This is a genomic window from Streptomyces sp. NPDC014727 (assembly GCF_043083485.1).
In the GTDB taxonomy this organism is placed as follows: Bacteria; Actinomycetota; Actinomycetes; order Streptomycetales; family Streptomycetaceae; genus Streptomyces.
The window spans coordinates 13,117-29,789 of the sequence record NZ_JBIBYR010000049.1 but is presented as its reverse complement, the minus strand read 5'-3'; the positions used below and the strand labels follow the sequence as shown (position 1 = coordinate 29,789).

14 protein-coding genes, 1 tRNA gene and 2 pseudogenes are annotated in these 16,673 nt (G+C 71.2%); 8 read left to right on the top strand and 9 right to left on the bottom strand.

Annotated elements, in window-relative coordinates; all coding sequences use genetic code 11:
• Nucleotides 1-196 precede the first annotated feature (196 nt).
• A tRNA-Pro gene (locus ACF1B9_RS36710) sits at nt 197-270 on the top strand.
• 279 nt (nt 271-549) lie between these two features.
• Here ACF1B9_RS36710 and ACF1B9_RS36705 read toward each other — a convergent pair.
• Together ACF1B9_RS36705 and ACF1B9_RS36700 are read right to left on the bottom strand one after the other, a co-directional pair.
• Nucleotides 550-1,050 carry a molybdopterin-dependent oxidoreductase gene (locus ACF1B9_RS36705; protein ID WP_391746789.1) on the bottom strand — a complete coding sequence of 167 codons (501 nt, stop codon included), beginning with the start codon at nt 1,048-1,050 and terminating at the stop codon, nt 550-552.
• A 147-nt stretch (nt 1,051-1,197) separates the two neighbouring features.
• A pseudogene (locus ACF1B9_RS36700) lies at nt 1,198-2,140 on the bottom strand (molybdopterin cofactor-binding domain-containing protein); the annotation flags it as partial.
• Between the two features lie 372 nt (nt 2,141-2,512).
• Between ACF1B9_RS36700 and ACF1B9_RS36695 the strand changes: the two are divergent.
• A complete protein-coding gene (locus ACF1B9_RS36695; protein ID WP_391746790.1) occupies nt 2,513-2,977 on the top strand; it encodes a PucR family transcriptional regulator in 465 nt (154 codons plus the stop codon).
• Between the two features lie 12 nt (nt 2,978-2,989).
• Here the strand turns inward: ACF1B9_RS36695 and ACF1B9_RS36690 are convergent, their stop codons facing one another.
• Nucleotides 2,990-3,385 (bottom strand): molybdopterin-binding protein, encoded by a 396-nt coding sequence (locus tag ACF1B9_RS36690; protein WP_391746791.1) that lies wholly within the window; start codon nt 3,383-3,385, stop codon nt 2,990-2,992.
• Between the two features lie 316 nt (nt 3,386-3,701).
• Nucleotides 3,702-5,804, bottom strand: coding sequence for an elongation factor G (gene fusA, locus ACF1B9_RS36685; RefSeq protein ID WP_391746792.1), 2,103 nt, complete (start codon nt 5,802-5,804; stop codon nt 3,702-3,704).
• Nucleotides 5,805-6,322: 518 nt separating this feature from the next.
• Between fusA and ACF1B9_RS36680 the strand changes: the two genes are divergently transcribed.
• Nucleotides 6,323-6,955, top strand: a complete 633-nt coding sequence (locus ACF1B9_RS36680) for a class I SAM-dependent methyltransferase (protein WP_391746793.1) — start codon at nt 6,323-6,325, stop codon at nt 6,953-6,955.
• A 38-nt stretch (nt 6,956-6,993) separates the two neighbouring features.
• Here ACF1B9_RS36680 and ACF1B9_RS36675 read toward each other — a convergent pair whose 3' ends face one another.
• Nucleotides 6,994-7,296 (bottom strand): hypothetical protein, encoded by a 303-nt coding sequence (locus ACF1B9_RS36675; protein ID WP_391746794.1) that lies wholly within the window; start codon nt 7,294-7,296, stop codon nt 6,994-6,996.
• 121 nt (nt 7,297-7,417) lie between these two features.
• Nucleotides 7,418-8,293 carry a DUF2510 domain-containing protein gene (locus ACF1B9_RS36670; protein ID WP_391746795.1) on the bottom strand — a complete coding sequence of 292 codons (876 nt, stop codon included), beginning with the start codon at nt 8,291-8,293 and terminating at the stop codon, nt 7,418-7,420.
• 224 nt (nt 8,294-8,517) lie between these two features.
• Between ACF1B9_RS36670 and ACF1B9_RS36665 the strand changes: the two genes are divergently transcribed.
• The 5 genes from ACF1B9_RS36665 (at nt 8,518) to ACF1B9_RS36645 (ending at nt 13,357) form a co-directional block, all read left to right on the top strand.
• Nucleotides 8,518-9,297, top strand: a complete 780-nt coding sequence (locus ACF1B9_RS36665; RefSeq protein ID WP_391746796.1) for a crotonase/enoyl-CoA hydratase family protein — start codon at nt 8,518-8,520, stop codon at nt 9,295-9,297.
• Nucleotides 9,298-9,546: 249 nt separating this feature from the next.
• Nucleotides 9,547-10,281 carry a FadR/GntR family transcriptional regulator gene (locus tag ACF1B9_RS36660; RefSeq protein WP_391746797.1) on the top strand — a complete coding sequence of 245 codons (735 nt, stop codon included), beginning with the start codon at nt 9,547-9,549 and terminating at the stop codon, nt 10,279-10,281.
• Nucleotides 10,282-10,428: 147 nt separating this feature from the next.
• Nucleotides 10,429-11,196, top strand: coding sequence for a (Fe-S)-binding protein (locus ACF1B9_RS36655; protein ID WP_376276625.1), 768 nt, complete (start codon nt 10,429-10,431; stop codon nt 11,194-11,196).
• A complete protein-coding gene (locus ACF1B9_RS36650) occupies nt 11,193-12,728 on the top strand; it encodes a LutB/LldF family L-lactate oxidation iron-sulfur protein (RefSeq protein WP_391746798.1) in 1,536 nt (511 codons plus the stop codon). The genes ACF1B9_RS36655 and ACF1B9_RS36650 overlap by 4 nt, the downstream gene beginning before the upstream one ends.
• The gene (locus ACF1B9_RS36645) at nt 12,725-13,357 is read left to right on the top strand and encodes a lactate utilization protein C (RefSeq protein WP_391746799.1); all 633 of its coding nucleotides are present in this window, start codon (nt 12,725-12,727) and stop codon (nt 13,355-13,357) included. Before ACF1B9_RS36650 ends, ACF1B9_RS36645 begins: the two co-directional genes overlap by 4 nt.
• Nucleotides 13,358-13,408: 51 nt before the next feature.
• Here the strand turns inward: ACF1B9_RS36645 and ACF1B9_RS36640 are convergent, their stop codons facing one another.
• The 3 genes and pseudogenes from ACF1B9_RS36640 to ACF1B9_RS36630 all read right to left on the bottom strand — a co-directional run.
• Nucleotides 13,409-15,310, bottom strand: a complete 1,902-nt coding sequence (locus ACF1B9_RS36640) for a DUF2264 domain-containing protein (protein WP_391746800.1) — start codon at nt 15,308-15,310, stop codon at nt 13,409-13,411.
• Nucleotides 15,307-16,347: a hydroxyacid dehydrogenase gene (locus ACF1B9_RS36635; protein ID WP_391746801.1), complete on the bottom strand. Its 1,041-nt coding sequence runs from the start codon at nt 16,345-16,347 to the stop codon at nt 15,307-15,309. The genes ACF1B9_RS36640 and ACF1B9_RS36635 overlap by 4 nt, the downstream gene beginning before the upstream one ends.
• Nucleotides 16,348-16,385: 38 nt before the next feature.
• Nucleotides 16,386-16,598, bottom strand: a pseudogene (locus ACF1B9_RS36630) (carbohydrate ABC transporter permease); the annotation flags it as partial.
• Nucleotides 16,599-16,673 lie beyond the last annotated feature (75 nt).

Sequence of the window (16,673 nt, the reverse complement as noted above, 5' to 3'; positions counted from 1 at the left end):
TCCACCCCCGCACCCCGCCACCCAGTCGGCAAGAAACAGCGCAAAACGGATATATCTCGACGCGGCGGGGCCGAGTAGCAGCCTTAAAGATCAAGTTGAGGTCAAGCGGGGAAAGCGGTTCGTGACCACCCGCCCGAGTGCGGTATTGTTCTCATGCGCGTTCGGCCAGGAGGGAAACCCCAGGTCAGGCGGGCATCGGGACGTGGCGCAGCTTGGTAGCGCACTTGACTGGGGGTCAAGGGGTCGCAGGTTCAAATCCTGTCGTCCCGACTCGGACGAGTCGTGGTTGGAGGGGCCGTTTCGGAGGAATCCGAAACGGCCCCTCGATCATTTCCGGCGACGGGCGGAGGCCGACGCCCTCGACCGTGTCAGCGGGTGACCTCGATCGGGCTCGGCGAGGAGTACGGGCCGCGTGGCGTCCCGGGAAGGTGGCGCCCGCGCTCGTCGTGGCGGGTCGCGACCGGGTCCACGCCGGTGCAGCGGTTCGCGCGGTCGGTGGCCGATGCCCGGCGGACGTGCGGCCGGGACGGAGGACGGCGTCCCGGCGTCTCAGTCCTTTCGCGAGGGGGCGCCGGGCATGCGGCAGGCGCCGATCCAGATGGTCGTGACGGCGCTGACGTAACGGGCTCCGCAGCGGTCGGACGGGACGACGAGCTGGGGGCCGGCCGTGTCGAGGTCCTCGTCGTCCATGCACGTCGCGAGGAGCATGGGGGCGTTGCCGAAGTCGGCGTCGATCTCCGCCCACGACAGGACGGTGTGGTGGCCGTCGCCACCGCTCACGGCGAGCAGGAAGCGGGAGCGCTCCTTGCGCCGGACCGGGTCGAAGTGCGGCCGCGTCCGGCTCACGACCTCGCGCAGCAGCGGTCCTTCGAAGGTGTGATGCTGCGGCCCGGCGGTCGCGCAGTCGAATACGACGTCGGCACGGTGCTGATCCCAGCCCTGCCGCAGGTCGGCGACGGTCAGTGTCGTCGGAAGCGCCACTTCCCCCCAGAGTGCGAAGGTGCCGTGCCGGGCGGTGGTCGAATGCGGTGGAGTGCTGAGCCGGCTCATCGTCAATCCCCTTCGGGCGGTCGGCGCCGCGACTGCGCCCAGTGATACCCGACCGCCCGGGGCGGGAATCGTGATTGCCACCCAAATCACGCTGTTTCGCGCGTGATTGTGAGCTTGCTACGAGTGAAGCGATCGCATTCTCCAGGTTCATGAACCAAGAGGCCGGTCCTCGGCGGCGTGTGCGTGCCGATTGAGAGTGAGCCAGACGCGATCGCGGGTGAGGGGAAGTTCGGTGAAGCGGATCCCGGTCGCGTCGCGCAGAGCGTTGGCGAAGGCGGGCGCGACGGGATTGAAGGGGCTCTCGCTCATGGACTTGGCGCCGAGCGGGCCGATCGCGTCGGTGGTCTCCGTGAAATGGACCTCGGTCCGGGGGACGTCGGCGTACTGGGGGAGCCGGTAGCGGCGGAACGCGGCCGTGGTGACCTCGCCGCGCTCGTCGAGTCGTACGTTCTCGAAGAGGGTCGCCCCGAGTGCCTGGGCCACCCCGCCCTCGACCTGCCCGATCCATGCCGAGGCGGCGGGCGAGCTCGTCCGTCACGGACTCGACGGCGAAGGTGACCTGACCCAGTCCGTACCCCCGGAATGCGCCCGCGGGGACGGCGTTGGTGCAGACCGAGTAGGCGTCCACCTTCTTGTACGGGGCGCGGTAGACGGCGAAGGACTCACCCACGCTGTGGAACATGACGGCCGGGCCGTGGTTGCCGTACGCGCCCGTGTTGGAGACCACCCGCATCTGCACGGCGGTCAGGGTGTCGTCCGCGCGGGCCCCGACCTTGATGCCGATGACGAAGGGATGCCGGGTGGTCGCTCCGTGGAACTGCTCGGCGCGGGTGTACTCCAACTTCACCGGCCGACGCAGCTTCAGCGCGGCAAGCGCCACGATGTCCTCGGTGAGCATCTCCTGCTTGCCGCCGAACCCGCCGCCGACGCGGCCCGCGACCACACGGACCTCGTCCTCCGGCAGGCCGTACAGCGCGCACAGGGCGCGCCGGGTCAGGAACGGCGTCTGGGTGGAGGAGCGCACGGTCAGGCGCTCGCCCGTCCCGTCCTCCTTCGGCTCGAAGTACGCCACGCAGCCGTGGGTTTCGAGACGGCGAGGTCCCCGGCGAGCTGGTCGACACCTGCCGCAGGCATCGGATCGCACTGCTGGCCGTTCCGGCGCACACGAGCTTCCGGGCGATCACCGAAGCGGTCTACCTCCGCCAGTGGGGAGAGCTCAGCCGTCGCCCCACGGACCACTACGCGCTCCCCGAGAACGTACGCGGGGAACTGGGCCGCGCACTGGAGCGAGGGGCGCCACCGCGCGTTCTGCAGGAGATGGCCGAGCTTCTGGGGCGGCATCGGCGCCGCGGCGACCGGCGAGGGACCGCGGGCCGAGAAGCCGGCGGGCGGCTGACGGGACTCGTCGGCGCGGCGTACCCCGACGTGATCGGAATGCGATGTCCGGGCAGGGCTGGGGGAGGTGTGGCCACTGCTGCCCGCCTGCCGCCCCGATGCCGTTCTGCACGCAGGGGTCAGCCGGCCCGTCGCCGCCCCTGAGGAGCTGGGCACGGCCCTCGCGCAGGCCCGCCACGCGCTCGCCGCGGCCCGCACGACGGCCCCGCACATCGCGCGGGTGGCAGCCGTCGACGACCTCTCCAGCTTGGAGACCCTGGTGGCGGGCGTGCCCCACGACGTGCGGGCCGTCTTCCGCGACACGGTGCTCGGCCCGCTCCTGCGCGCCGATCGAGCCTCGAACGCCACGCTGCTCGCGACGCTCGAAGTCTTCCTGGCGCACAACTGCTCCTGGGCCAGGACCGCCGAGGCCCTGCACCTCCACGTGAACACGGTCCACTACCGCATCCAGCGCGTCGAAAGCCTCACGGGCCGGGACATCTCCCGCCTCGACCACAAGCTGGATCTGCGCGCGGCACTGTTGTGCCGCTGACGACCGCGGGGGTCAGGGCAGGTCGATGTGGACGTTCGTCGACTTCACCCGCGCGGTGACGGTGACCCCGACGGCCAGCCCGAGTTCCTCGACGGCCTCGCGCGTCACGAGCGACACCAGCCGGTGCGGCCCCGACTGGACCTCCACCTGTGCCGCCACGTCGTCGACCCGTAGAGCGGTCACGATCCCCGCGAAGGAATTGCGCACGGATGTGGGCAGTTCGTCCGGCACGGCGTGCAGGCCGGACCCACGCTCCTTGGCGAAGACCGCCAGACTCGCTCCGTCGATCACCCGGTTGCCCGAGCCGTCCCGGCCCATGCGCAGCCTGCCGCCGTCCGCCCACCGGCGGACGGTCTCCGAGCTGACTCCGAGCAGCCGCGCTGCCTGCCCAATGCTGTACGACGGCATAACCGCACTCCAGTGCTGTGGCCACAAGCCCTGGGCCCCTGCGCGCCGAACACCGCGAACGGCGCGCAGGGGCTTCCCGCGGACCCCGCCGACCCGGGGCGTGAGAGCCGTACGGTCCCGGTCGGTGGGCCTCCCACGCAGTGAATCAGCGAGCGGTGTCCCGGGTCCACCGGTCGCGTACACGAACACGGGTGCCGAGCACCGCGCCGGGCCCGGTGAATCGACCAGGGCGGCTCGGTCACGCGGCCGGCATGGCCGCCGTGCATGCGGCGGCCGTGCCGGCCCCGCCCGCGAACGGGCAGGGCCGGCACGGTCACTACCGGGCCGATGTCCCGGCGGATGACACCGCGCTCGGCACCGGGGCGTAGCCGGTGGCCCGGGTGGTGAACGTTCCCCGGCCACGGGTGCGGCTGCGCAGCCGGGTGGCGTAGCCGAACAGCTCCGCCAGCGGCACGGCAGCGGTGATCACCGAGGTGCCCGCCCGTGCCGTCGAGCCCGAGACCCGGCCACGCCGTGCCGCCAGGTCGCCGAGCACCCCGCCCACGGCGTCGTCGGGCACGGTGACCGTGACCTCGGCCACCGGTTCCAGCAGCACCATCGCGCTGCTGCGCAGCGCTTCCCGCAGCCCGAGGCGTCCGGCCGTCCGGAACGCCATCTCCGAGGAGTCCTTGGAGTGGGTCGCCCCGTCGGTCAGCGTGACCCGGAGCCCGGTCACCGGGTGCCCGCCCAGGGGGCCTTCGGCCAGGGCGTCCCGGCAGCCGGCCTCCACCGCACGGACGAACTCCGGCGGCACCCGGCCACCCACGACGGTGGACCGGAACACGAAGTCCGTCGTCCCGCCACCACCGTCGTCACTCGTGGCCTCCCACGGCTCCACATCGAGGACGACATGAGCGAACTGGCCCGCGCCTCCGTCCTGCTTGACATGCCGATACACCAGCCCGGACACGCCCCGGACCACCGTCTCCCGGTGCGCCACCTGCGGACGGCCGACGCCGACATCCAGCCCGTGAGCTCGCCGGATCTTCTCCACCGCGACCTCCAGATGAAGTTCTCCCATACCCGACAGCACCGTCTGACCGGTCTCGGGATCGGTCCGGACCGCCAGCGACGGATCCTCCTCCACCAGCCGTGCCAGCGCCGACACCACACGTTCGGTGTCGATGTTCCGGCAGGCCTCGACCGCCACGGAGACGACCGGATCGGCCACGGAGGGCGGTTCGAGGACCAGGGGTGTCGCCGGCGCGGACAGGGTCGCCCCGGCGCGGGCCGCTTTCAGCCCGATCACCGCGACGATGTCCCCGGCGACCGCCCGGTCCACGTCCGAGTGTTGCCCGGCCTGGACCCGCAGGATCCGGCCGATCCGCTCGGTGCGCCGCGCGCCCACGTCCAGCACGGTGTCCGCCTTCCGGAGCGTTCCCGAATAGACCCGCAGGTAGGTCAGCCGCCCGGTGGCGGTCGAGTTCACCTTGAACACCAGCGCGGCGAACGGCGCCGCCGGGTCGGCGGGCCGCTCCTGCACCGCGCCGTCCAGCATGCCGCGTACCGCGGGCACATCCAGGGGCGAGGGCAGGTAGGCCACGACGGCCTCCAGCAGCGGCTCGATGCCTCGGTTGCGGTAGGCCGACCCGCACAACACGACGACGGCCTCACCGGTACGGGTCAGATCGCGCAGTGCGGCGGTCAGGGTCGGTGCCGAGACCGTCGACTGAGCGCAGAACTCCTCCAGCGCCGCCGGGTGCAGTTCCGCCACGGTCTCCTCGAGCAGCCCGCGCCGGTGGTGCGCCTCCTCGCGAAGGTCGTCGGGCACCCGCCCCTCCTCGAACGCGGTGCCGTCTTCGGACCAGACCAGCGACCGCATGTGCAGCAGGTCCACCACTCCGGTGAATCCGTCCTCCTTCCCGATCGGCATCTGCACGGCCAGCGGAACCGTGTGCAGCCGCTCGCGTATCGAAGCGACCGCCGTGTCGAGGTCGGCCCCGGCGCGGTCCAGTTTGTTGACGAAGGCGATCCGCGGCACCCCGTGCCGGTCGGCCTGCCGCCACACCGTCTCGCTCTGCGGCTCGACCCCCGCGACGGCGTCGAACACCGCGACGGCGCCGTCGAGCACCCGCAGCGAGCGCTCCACCTCGTCGGAGAAGTCGACGTGGCCAGGGGTGTCGATCAGATTGATCCGGTGGCCGTCCCAGGTACAGCTCACCGCGGCGGCGAAGATGGTGATACCGCGATCGCGCTCCTGGGAGTCGAAGTCGGTGACGGTCGTCCCGTCGTGGACCTCGCCCCGCTTGTGAGTGGTGCCGGTGAGGTAGAGGATCCGTTCGGTGACGGTGGTCTTGCCGGCGTCGACGTGGGCGAGGATGCCCAGATTACGAACGCCGTTCAGCGGACTGATGGGGTGACGGTGCAGGTCGGTACGCACGGCCGATTGCCTTTCGGGGTGATCCGGATGAAGCGGCGCGATCGCCGGACGAACCGGCCCGCCCACAGGCCGCGCGGATGTCCCCCGATGCGGCACACCGCACCGGTGACGAGCCGTCGAATCGGCCCGAAACACCTCGGGAGGACGTCAGTTGTTCGTCACGGACATCCGGTGCCGGCCGCGCAGCGGGCACCGGGCGGACGAAGACACCAGGATCACCTCGTACCGGGACCGGGGGACGACCACGGCGGTGCGATGACGCATGGCCGGCCTCCCCTCGTTCGTCACGGTGCGCGCCGCGATGCGACGTGCGATTCGTGGCGAGTGTAGTGAGACCGGCGCGGGTCGGGCACCGGATTTTTCTCTCCGGGCCGCCGGACGGCAACGGGGGCCGCTGGACCGCTCGCCGTGCTGCTGCCGGATTCGCCATCTTCCGTGCCAGGGTGGCGCGTTGAACGGCTTCTCGAAGGATGGAACGATCCCCGGAGCCGTCCCGGACAACGGAAGGAATCACATCGATGGACAACGAACACGGCCTCGCCGCCGCCAGGGTGTTCGACGCTCTGGGGGCGGAGTACGAGCGGGCGTTCGCCGGATCCGCCACCCACCATGCCTCACTGCGTCGGCTGTTGGAGCATCTCGCACCGCACAGCCGGGTCCTGGACGTGGGCAGCGGAACGGGCCGGCCGACCGCACAGGCCCTGGCCGAGGCCGGTCATGACGTGCTGGGCGTCGATGTCTCGCCCGTCATGGTGGAACTGGCGGCGCGGCAGGTGCCCGGTGCGTCCTTCGAGTGCGCTGACATTCGTGAACTCTCCCTGGAAGAAGGAAGTTTCGACGCGGTCTGCGTGTACTTCTCGTTGCTGCAGATGTCCCGCGACGACCAGTCCCGACTGCTGCGGAAGCTGGCGCGGCTGCTGGTCCCCGGCGGGCACCTGGTCGTCGCGACGGTACCGGTGGACGCCGAGGACGTCAGCGTGGTCTTCATGGGCCATGAGGTGCGGGCGACCAGCTTCGGCGCCGAGGAGTTCACCGAGTTGGTCGCCGGGGCCGGATTCGCGGTCCTGTGGGAGCAGGCCGGCCTGTTCACCCCGGCCCATGAAGCGGCGGTGGCCGAGCCCCAGTTGTTCCTGCACTGCCGACGGGCCTGATGCGTCGGCCCCGCCCGGGTGCGCCGGGCGTGGTTGTCTCAGCGCTCGCGCGGCGGCGCCCCGGGGCACCGCCGCACGAGCGCGCGCGGGCGCTTGTACGCGATCAGCGGGCGCTTCCATCCGCGCAGCGCGTGCCTGCCGCATCGGCCCAATTGCGTGGGCGACACGGGTACGGGCTGCCCGCCCCTGGTGACCATCGCGTTGACCGGTGTCATGGGGTCCGTCGCCATGGACTTGGCGAGCAGTACACCGATCACCAGCGGGGCCAGGGTCACGGCCAGGGCCGTACCTGCCGTGGCGACGTGCTGCAGGCGGGGGCGGTGCGGTGCGTCAGGAGCCATGGCCGCCATTCGACCAGCCACGGCCCGCCGGTGAATCGGGCGACGTACTCAGCCGGTTGATCTCTTGTACTCACACCCGTCGGCCGCAGCCGCCCGCTCGACGTGATCGCGCTCCGCGCTCCTATGCGGTGGTACCGGGGCCCGAGCCCGTACCCGAGGCGGCCTTGATGCCCTTGGTGATGTCGTCCATGACGGACAGCGCCGGTGCCTTGGCGTTGATGTCGAAGCCGGAGCGGACGACGATCAGCATCTCCTTGGAGCGGGGGGACGGAAAGGCCAGCGACTGCACGTACCCGTCGTCGCCGTTCTTCGTCACCACCTTCCACCGCACCAGATAGCCCTGCCGGCCGGCCACGGTGACCGGCTCGGACTTGAGTTCCTGATGCGAGGTGATGCCCCCGTAGATCTTCTCGCCGTAGGACTCCGCGGCGTTGGCGGAGATGTCCTTCGTCGCCGTGGCCTTCGCCGTGGTGGTGTCGAGCTTCAGGGCCGTCGCCGGCATGGAGAAGACGCCGCCGCGCACACACTGCTGGGACGAGTCGCCGGGGCAGGCGTACTCACCGGTGGTCACGCCCGCCCCCGCGATTCCCGACGTGCCCTTCCAGCCGTCGGGCACGGGGAGGCTGATGCCCCCGGCCAGATCGGTGGCGTAGCCGTCCTCGGTCTGCGGCAACTGCCGCTCGGGTGCCCGGCTCTCGCCGCCGCCCCTGCCTCCGCCGCCGCCGGGAGCGCCGGAGGGCGCGGTGGACGGAGCCGTGGCCGCGTTCTCCTTGGGGCCGCCGGAAGGATCCGACAGAAGAAGGACGCCTGTCCCGATCGCGGCGAGCGCCACCACACCCGCGGTGACGCCGATGCGTATCCGCCGACGCCTGATCGTGGCGGGCGGTAGGCGGAGATGGTCGGTCCACTGGTTGCCGTCCCACCAGCGTTCGTGAACGGGGCCTGTTCCTGTATACCCGGGGTCTGGATGCCAGCCGGGCGGGCTCGTCTGGGTCACACGGCCCACGGTAGAACGGTTGCGTGAGAATCAGATGAATCCGGCCGCACCCCGACGGAGGGCGGTCACCACCTCGGTCACCCTGCGCATGGGGTGAGGCCACGCGCGTGCGCACGGTGGCCGGAACAGGCTGCGAAGAACGTGCGCTTCGTGGCCACCATCCCGTACTCCCCGGTCGGGAAGATCCTCCGCCGGGACCCGCGTGACCCCTGTGGAGGGCGACGATGAGCGAGACACCTGCGGTACGGATCGAACGCGACGGCCCCGTCCTCACGGTGGTTCTCAGCCGGCCCGAGGTCCGCAACGCCGTGGACGGCCCGACGGCAAACCGACTGGCCGCCGCCTTCCGCGAGTTCGACGCCGACCCGGATGCGGCCGTCGCCGTGCTGTGGGGCGAGGGAGGTACGTTCTGCGCCGGTGCCGACCTGAAGGGCATCGGTACGGAGCGCGGCAACGCGGTCCGGGCCGAGGGCGACGGGCCGATGGGCCCGACCCGTATGAGCCTGAGCAAGCCCGTCATCGCGGCGGTCTCGGGGCATGCCGTGGCAGGGGGACTTGAGCTGGCCCTCTGGTGCGATCTGCGCGTCGCGGAGGACGACGCGGTGTTCGGAGTGTTCTGCCGCCGCTGGGGAGTGCCCCTGGTGGACGGCGGAACCGTACGGCTGCCGCGCCTCATCGGCGAGAGCCGCGCCATGGACATGATTCTCACCGGGCGCCCCGTTCCGGCGTCCGAGGCCTGTGCCATGGGGCTCGTCAACCGGATCGTGCCGCGCGGCGAGGCCCGGCGTGCGGCGGAGCGGCTCGCCCGGGAGATCGCCGCGTTCCCCCAGCTGTGCCTGCGTCACGACCGGCTCTCGGTCAGGGAGCAGCACGGTCTGAGCGAGCCGGAGGCCCTTGCGGGGGAGTACCGGCACGGCCTGGTGCCCCTCACGGCCGGGGAGACGCAGGCCGGTGCGGAGCGGTTCGGCGGCGGCGCCGGTCGGCACGGTTCCTTCGACGACTGAACGGCGGGCCGCCTCACGCGACAGCGGGGAACCGCACGGGCGGCGAGCCGCGCACGGGGCACGGTCCGGCGCGCGGCCCGACACCGTGGTGACGATGGTCGTCGTCGGCGGATCACGCCCGAGCGCGACTGCCGGGCAGGTACGTGCCTGCGCTTTTTGGTCCGACCATACGTGATGTGTGACATAGTTGAACGTCGGCGGCAGACGAGACGACATCGGACGATTCCGGCCGAGGCAGGGGGTGACGGGATGCCCGTCGAGTGGCAACCCGTACGGCAGTCCCGTACGCATGAACTCGTGCTCCGGAGCATCGAGGAGCGGGTGTTCGCCGGGGAGCTCAGGGCCGGCGACCGGCTGCCGCCCGAGCGGGAGCTTGCTCCGGTGCTCGGGGTGAGCCGGTCCGCACTGCGCGAGGCGCTGCGCGTGCTGGAGACCATCGGTGTGCTGGTCGCCCAGCCCGGCCGGGGGCCGGATGCCGGGGCGCGGATCGTGCGGAACCCCGACGATGCCCTCGGGCGGCTGCTCCGTCTGCACTTCGCCTTGGGGAGCTACAGCCTCCAGGACGTCCTGGAGGCGCGTGTCGTGCTGGAGAGGTCCAGCTTCGAGGCGGCCGCACGGCACGCCTCGGAGGAAGACCTCGACGAGGCGGAGACCCTGGTCGTGCGGATGGGGGAGCCGGATGTCGCGGTGCCCGAGTTCAACGATCTGGACACCCGCTTCCACGTTCAAATCGCGCGCGGTTCCGGCAACGCGCTGACCTCCACGCTCACCTCCGCCGTACGCGAGTCGGTGCGCCCCCTGATCCTGCGCGCCCTGGAGCAGGCCGAGGACTGGCCGGCCACGGCCGCCGCGCTCAACGCGGAACACGCCGAACTCCTGCGGCTGGTGCGCGCGGGCAAGGGCGAGAAGGCCGCCGACCTGGTCGAGCGGCACATCCGCAGCCTCCACGGCACGCTGGTCGACGAGAACGCAGAGCGTCTTTGAGAGTGCGGCGTCGGCATCAGCACGCGACGCCGCGCTCGACTTGTCATGTATATGACTTACAGGACGCTCCGAGTGCCGCATGCTTCACGTTTCGGACCGAGGCTAGTATGGTCGGACCATATAAGGGAGAAAAGATCGGAGAGACCCATGCGCATCGGACTCTTCGCCACCTGTCTGGGAGACACGCTCTTCCCCGAGGCGGTGAAATCGACCGCGGTCCTGCTCGCCCGACTGGGCCATGACGTGGTGTTCCCGCCGGGGCAGACCTGCTGCGGCCAGATGCACGTCAACACCGGATACCAGCGCGAACCCGTCCCCCTGGTACGGAATTTCGCCGAGCAGTTCGGTGACGCGACGATCGACGCCGTCGTCATGCCGTCCGGATCGTGCGCGGGCTCGGTCCGGCACCAGCACGAGATCGTCGCTGCGCGGTACGGGGACGCGGCGCTGCGCGCGGGCGTCGCCACCGTCAAGGCCAAGACGTACGAGTTGTCGGAGCTGCTCGTCGACGTCCTGGACGTCACCGACGTCGGTGCCTACTTCCCGCACCGGGTGACCTACCACCCCACCTGCCACTCCCTGCGCATGCTCCGCGTCGGCGACAAGCCGCTGAAGCTGCTCCGCGCCGTCGACTCCATCGACCTCGTCGAGCTCCCCGAAGCCGACTCCTGCTGCGGATTCGGCGGCACCTTCGCCGTCAAGAACGCCGAGACGTCGACGGCCATGCTCCAGGACAAGATGCGCAACATCGCCACCACCGGGGCCGATGTCTGCACCGCGGGGGACTCCTCCTGTCTGATGCACATCGGCGGCGGTCTCTCCCGTATCGCCTCGGGCACCCGCACCCTGCACCTCGCGCAGATCCTCTCCGCCACCCGCACCTCGCCGTACGTCCCGACGGAGGCCGTCCGATGAGCAGCACCTTCCTCGGCATGCCCGCGACCCCGCCCCGTTCCCCGTACGGAACGGGCAATCTGCGCGGCGACCGGAAGTTCCCCGCCGCCGCCCACGACGAACTGCGCAACGAACAACTGCGCCGCAACCTCGGCCGGGCCACCCGTACGATCCGCACCAAACGCCTGAACGTCACCGGCGAACTGCCCGACTGGGAAGAACTGCGCGACGCCGGGTCGGCCATCAAGACCGACACCATGAACCGGCTCCCCGAACTCCTGGAACAACTGGAGCGCAAGGTCACCGAGCGTGGCGGCACCGTCCACTGGGCACGGGACGGCGTCGAGGCCAACGAGATCGTCGCCCGGCTGGTCAAGGCGACGGGCAGCCGCGACGTCATCAAGGTCAAGTCGATGGCCACCCAGGAGATCGGCCTCAACGAGCACCTCGAATCGGTCGGCATCACCCCGTACGAGACGGACCTTGCCGAACTGATCGTCCAGCTCGCGCACGACAAGCCGTCGCACATCCTGGTCCCCGCCATCCACCGCAACCGCGATGAGATCCGGCAGATCTTCCTCAAGGAGATCCCGGGCGTCGATCCGGGCCTCGACAACGTACCCGCGCATCTCGCCGCCGCGGCCCGCGCCTATCTGCGCGAGAAGTTCATGACGACCAAGGTGGCCGTCTCCGGCGCCAACTTCGGTATCGCCGAGACCGGAACCCTCTCCGTCGTGGAGTCCGAGGGCAACGGCCGTATGTGTCTGACCCTGCCCGACACCCTGATCACCGTCATGGGCATCGAGAAGGTGCTGCCGCGCTACCAGGACCTCGAAGTGTTCCTGCAGTTGCTGCCGCGCTCCTCCACCGGGGAGCGCATGAACCCGTACACCTCGATGTGGACCGGGGTGACGCCGGGCGACGGACCGCAGGACTTCCATCTGGTCCTGCTCGACAACGGACGCACCGCGGCGCTCGCCGACCGGATCGGGCGCGAGGCGCTCAACTGCATCCGCTGTTCGGCCTGTCTCAACGTCTGCCCGGTGTACGAACGGGCCGGCGGCCATGCGTACGGATCGACGTACCCCGGACCGATCGGCGCGGTCCTCACCCCGCAGCTCGCCGGGATGCACGCGGCCAAGGACGACCCCAACAGCTCGCTGCCGTACGCCTCCAGTCTCTGCGGTGCCTGTTTCGACGCCTGCCCGGTCAAGATCGACATCCCGTCGCTCCTGGTCGAACTGCGCCACCAGAACACCGAACAGTCCGGCACGACGGCGGAGAAGCTCGCCATGAAGGCCGCGGCCACCGTCATGAAGCACCCGAAGCTCTTCACCGCCGCGCAGAAGGGGGCGGGGATCGGCCGCGTCGTCGCCGGGCGGGACGGCAGGATCTCGCATCTGCCGCCGCCGTTCAACGGCTGGAGCGAGAGCCGGGACACCGCGGCGCCGCCGAAGCAGACCTTCCGCTCCTGGCTGGCATCGGCGGAGGGCGCCGCGACGATGCGGGCCGCCGCGGGCGAGTACGAGAAGAAGCGGGAGGAGGAGAAGTGACGACCGCTCGTGAAACGGTGCTGGGCAGGATCAAGGACGCGCTCGCCCTCGCCCCCACCCCGGACACCACCGTCCCGCGCGCCTACCGCACCGGCCGCACCCTCCCAGACGACGAGCGCCTGGCCCTCTTCACCGACCGGCTCGTCGACTACAAGGCACATGTACGCACCTGTACCGCCGACCGCACGGCCCAGGTCGTCGCCGAGGTGCTGCGGGAGCACGGGGCGCGGCGGATCGGTGTGCCGGCCGGACTCGATCCGCGGTGGCTCGACGCGTACGACGGCGAGGTCCAGCAGGACTCCGGCGACATCCCTGCACCCCGGCTCGACGCCCTGGACGGGGTCGTCACCGCCTCGGCCGTCGGCTGCGCCGAGACGGGCACGATCTTCCTGGACGGCTCGCCCGACCAGGGGCGGCGGGCGTTGTCCCTCGTCCCCGACCTGCATGTGTGCGTCGTTGATCTGTCGACCGTCGAGGTCGGCGTGCCGGAGGCGGTGGCCCGGTTGGTGCCGGAACGGCCGACGACGCTGATCAGCGGCCCCTCGGCCACGTCCGACATCGAGCTGGAGCGGGTGGAGGGCGTGCACGGTCCGCGCACCCTGGCCGTGGTGATCAGGACGGACCGATAGGTCCCTGCCGGTGGGCGGGGTGCGCGGCGCGACGGCCGCGCACCCCGGCGCTCAGCCGTGCGTGACCGTCATCGGCTCGAAGCGGATACGGGTCGTAGCCGCATCCGCCGCCCAGCGGACCTCCACCGTGTCCCCGTCCACGGTCACCCCGCTCACCACCGTGTCGAGCGGCGCCGCTTCGGACTCCGCGGTCAGCGAGGCGACCGCGACCAGCACCACCGTGCCCTCGGCGGGCGCGGCCAGCCGGGGCACCACCGCCCAGGGGGTGTACGCGGTGCCCTGCGGAGCCCGTACCTCGTCGCGGGACTCCCAGCCGTACAGACCGTGCAGGGCGGAGGTCAGGGCGTCGTCGCGGCCGGTCGCCCAGCCCGTCTGCTCCACCCGGGCCCCGTCCGGCGCGCCGAGCACCCGATGCACCCTCAGCTCGTAGCGGGCGCGTGCCACGGTGACGCTCTCCACCCGCATCCCCGGCACCATCGGGGAGCCCGACGTGAACACCGGGCGGTGCCAGGAGGCGGCCCAGCCCCAGCCGTCACCTCCGCCGGCGCCCAGCGCACGGATGACCCGGCGACCACTGCGCACCCCGGCGACCACCACGGCCAGATGGTTGTCCGCCGCGTTCCCCCCGGCCGTGGGGCCGGTCACCGTGGAGTACGACTGACGGCTGTACAGCGGATCGTCCTCCACACCCGACTCGCCCTCGTGCGGGCGCACATGGTCGCTGCCGTGGTTGTGCAGCCGTACGATCCCGTCCGCGCGGGTGGACTGGACGAGCAGCCCCGGTGCGGCCAGCGCGACCACCCGGTCGGGGCCCTCGCTCGGTGCGGGCTCCTCGGTCGCGGTCCACAGTGGATGGCCCTCCGGGGCGAGCAGCGAGACGAAGGCCTTGGATGCCCAGTAAGGCGACGCGGGCGCCGAGTAGTTCTGCAGCGACGCCTCGTGCGGACCGTGCCAGCCCAGGTTCAGCAGCCCGTCCGTACCGGTCGCGCCCCGGTCCAGGAAGTAGCGCAACGACCCGCTGATCACCCGCCGCGAGGCGCCGGGCGTGAGCGGGGTGTGCCCGCTGATGGCGCCGAGCGCGACCGAGGAGGCGGCCGCGAAGCGGTAGGTCAGCGAGCGGCCGAAGTGGATCGGCGCACCATCGCCGCCGAACAGCAGCGAGAAGCCCTCCAGGTGCTCGCGCAGCCGGGCGCCGTAGTGCGCGGACAGCTCCGCGTCGCCCGACAGATGCGCGTCCAGCATCGGGTAGAGGTGCAGCGCCCAGCCGTTGTAGTGGTCGAAGGCGCGGCCGTCGCCGTCCGCGTACCAGCCGTCGCCCCGGTACCAGCCCTCCAGCAGTTCGAGGGCCCGCTGCTTGGCCCGGGCCGTCTCAGCGTCGCCACGGCCCACGGACTCCAGGAACCCGGCCACGGAGTAGGGGAAGAGATACCAGTTGTTGGGGGAGGGGACGTGCCGCAACGCGTCGCGCAGCCACTGTTCGGTCCGGTCCCGCACCCCGTCGTCCAGCCGGTCCCAGAGCCATGGCCGGGTCAGCCGCAGACCGATGGCGACCGAGGCCGACTCGACCATGGGCTGGCCGAAGACGGTGTGGTCACGGATCAACGGCCAGGACTCGGCGTCGTCGCGGCCGGGGGTGAGGGTTCCGGCCGCGAGTCCGTCGGCGTACCGGTCGAGCCAGCCGTGCGGGTCCTTGCCCTCCGCGCCCGCCACCCGGAACGCGGCGGCGAGGAACGTACGCGCGTATCCCTCCAGCCCGTCGGAGCGCACCCCGGAGGCGGACGGCCGGCCCGGCAGGTCCAGCAGCGCGCCGCTCGGTGTGGCCCACTGCCAGGCCGCCTTGAGCAGTCCGTCCGCCGCGGCCTCCCAGTGCGCGCGGGTGTAGCCGGTGTGCGGGCTCGACGCCCGGTCTTCGGCGGGAAGTTCGAGGGGGGAATCCGGATGGGGTGCGGTCATGCGAGGAATGCCAGCCTTTCGCGTCGTACGGGATGGGCGAATCCGTCGCCCGCGGCCCAGCGGCCGGCCTCACCGACCGCCAGATCGACCAGTCGCCGCCACTCGTTGCCCTGTGAGCCTGCGAGGTGCGGGGTGATGGTGACGTTGTCGCACTCCCAGAGGGGGTGTGCGGGGGGCAGCGAGTCGGGCACGGTGACGTCGAGGATCGCCCGGATCCGGTCCTGCCGGAGCATGTCGACGAGTGCGTCCTGGTCGATCACGGCGCCCCGTGCGGTGTTGATGAGCACGGCGTCCGTACGCATCGAGGTGAGCAGCTCACGGCTCACGAGCCCGTGGGTGGCAGGCAGCAGGGGGGTGTGCACGCTCACCACGTCGCTGTGTGTGAACAGTTCACCGAGACCGACGGACCGGACGCCGAGCGCGGCGGCCTCCGCCTCAAAGACGTACGGGTCGTGGAGCAGGACCGGCAGGTCGTACGGTCGCAGCAGTTCGATGACGCGTCGGCCGATCATCGAGGCGGACAGGATGCCGACGGTACGGCCGTAGTTGCCGAGCTCGGTCGCGGTGGCGAGCCAGTTGTCGCGCCGGCGTGCCGTCCGGTAGTCACGGGCCCGTTCCAGGGTCCGCTTGCCGGAGAGGAGGATCATCGCCACGGTGTACTCCGCCACCGGCAGCGCGTTGGCGGCGGCTGCCGACGACACCTCGATGCCGCGGTCCCAGCAGGCCTCGGTGATGTGTCCGCGGACACTGCCCGCGGTGTGGACGACGGCGCGCAGCTGCGGTGCCGCCGCCAGGGCCGCCTCGTCGAGCGGTGGACAGCCCCAGCCAGTGACCAGGATCTCCACATCCGCCAGTGTGGCGCGGGCGCGGTCGGTGGTGAAGTCGTCGAGGACGGGTGGCGGAGCGAGAGCGCACACCTCGCCGAGCGCGGCCAGGGACCGGGCGTCGAGGAGGGCGGTCGCGGCGTCCGGTTTCATGGCGACGGCGGCGCGCGGTCGGTCCCGGCCGGTGGGTGGGGTGGCGTAGGGGCTGTGCATCTCTCTCCTGGTCGGGGATGAGGGCGGTGGCGCGGCTGCTTGACCGCGCCGGCGGTGAGCCCCGCCTTCCAGAACCGCTGGAGCAGGGCGAAGGCGAGGATCAGCGGCAGGACCGCGAGCAGCGAGCCCGTGATCACGACGGGGTAGTACTCGGGGGAGACCGTGTCGGAGCTGTTCCAGGTGCAGAGCCCGAGACCGACCGGGTACAGGTGCTGGTCGGAAAGCATCACCACGGGCAGGAAGAAGTTGTTCGGCTCTGTCGACCGGGCATGTGCGCCTCCCGCGGCTCCTGATTCGGGTCACGGGGAATCCTGATCGGCTGATCG

What these genes read in the sequence shown, in the direction of transcription:
- ACF1B9_RS36640 (WP_391746800.1), bottom strand. Translation starts at nt 15,310, where the DNA reads ATGACCGCACCCCATCCGGATTCCCCCCTCGAACTTCCCGCCGAAGAC.
- ACF1B9_RS36635 (WP_391746801.1), bottom strand. Translation starts at nt 16,347, where the DNA reads ATGCACAGCCCCTACGCCACCCCACCCACCGGCCGGGACCGACCGCGC.
- ACF1B9_RS36660 (WP_391746797.1), top strand. Translation starts at nt 9,547, where the DNA reads ATGCCCGTCGAGTGGCAACCCGTACGGCAGTCCCGTACGCATGAACTC.
- ACF1B9_RS36680 (WP_391746793.1), top strand. Translation starts at nt 6,323, where the DNA reads ATGGACAACGAACACGGCCTCGCCGCCGCCAGGGTGTTCGACGCTCTG.
- ACF1B9_RS36675 (WP_391746794.1), bottom strand. Translation starts at nt 7,296, where the DNA reads ATGGCTCCTGACGCACCGCACCGCCCCCGCCTGCAGCACGTCGCCACG.
- ACF1B9_RS36650 (WP_391746798.1), top strand. Translation starts at nt 11,193, where the DNA reads ATGAGCAGCACCTTCCTCGGCATGCCCGCGACCCCGCCCCGTTCCCCG.
- ACF1B9_RS36705 (WP_391746789.1), bottom strand. Translation starts at nt 1,050, where the DNA reads ATGAGCCGGCTCAGCACTCCACCGCATTCGACCACCGCCCGGCACGGC.
- ACF1B9_RS36690 (WP_391746791.1), bottom strand. Translation starts at nt 3,385, where the DNA reads ATGCCGTCGTACAGCATTGGGCAGGCAGCGCGGCTGCTCGGAGTCAGC.
- ACF1B9_RS36655 (WP_376276625.1), top strand. Translation starts at nt 10,429, where the DNA reads ATGCGCATCGGACTCTTCGCCACCTGTCTGGGAGACACGCTCTTCCCC.
- ACF1B9_RS36665 (WP_391746796.1), top strand. Translation starts at nt 8,518, where the DNA reads ATGAGCGAGACACCTGCGGTACGGATCGAACGCGACGGCCCCGTCCTC.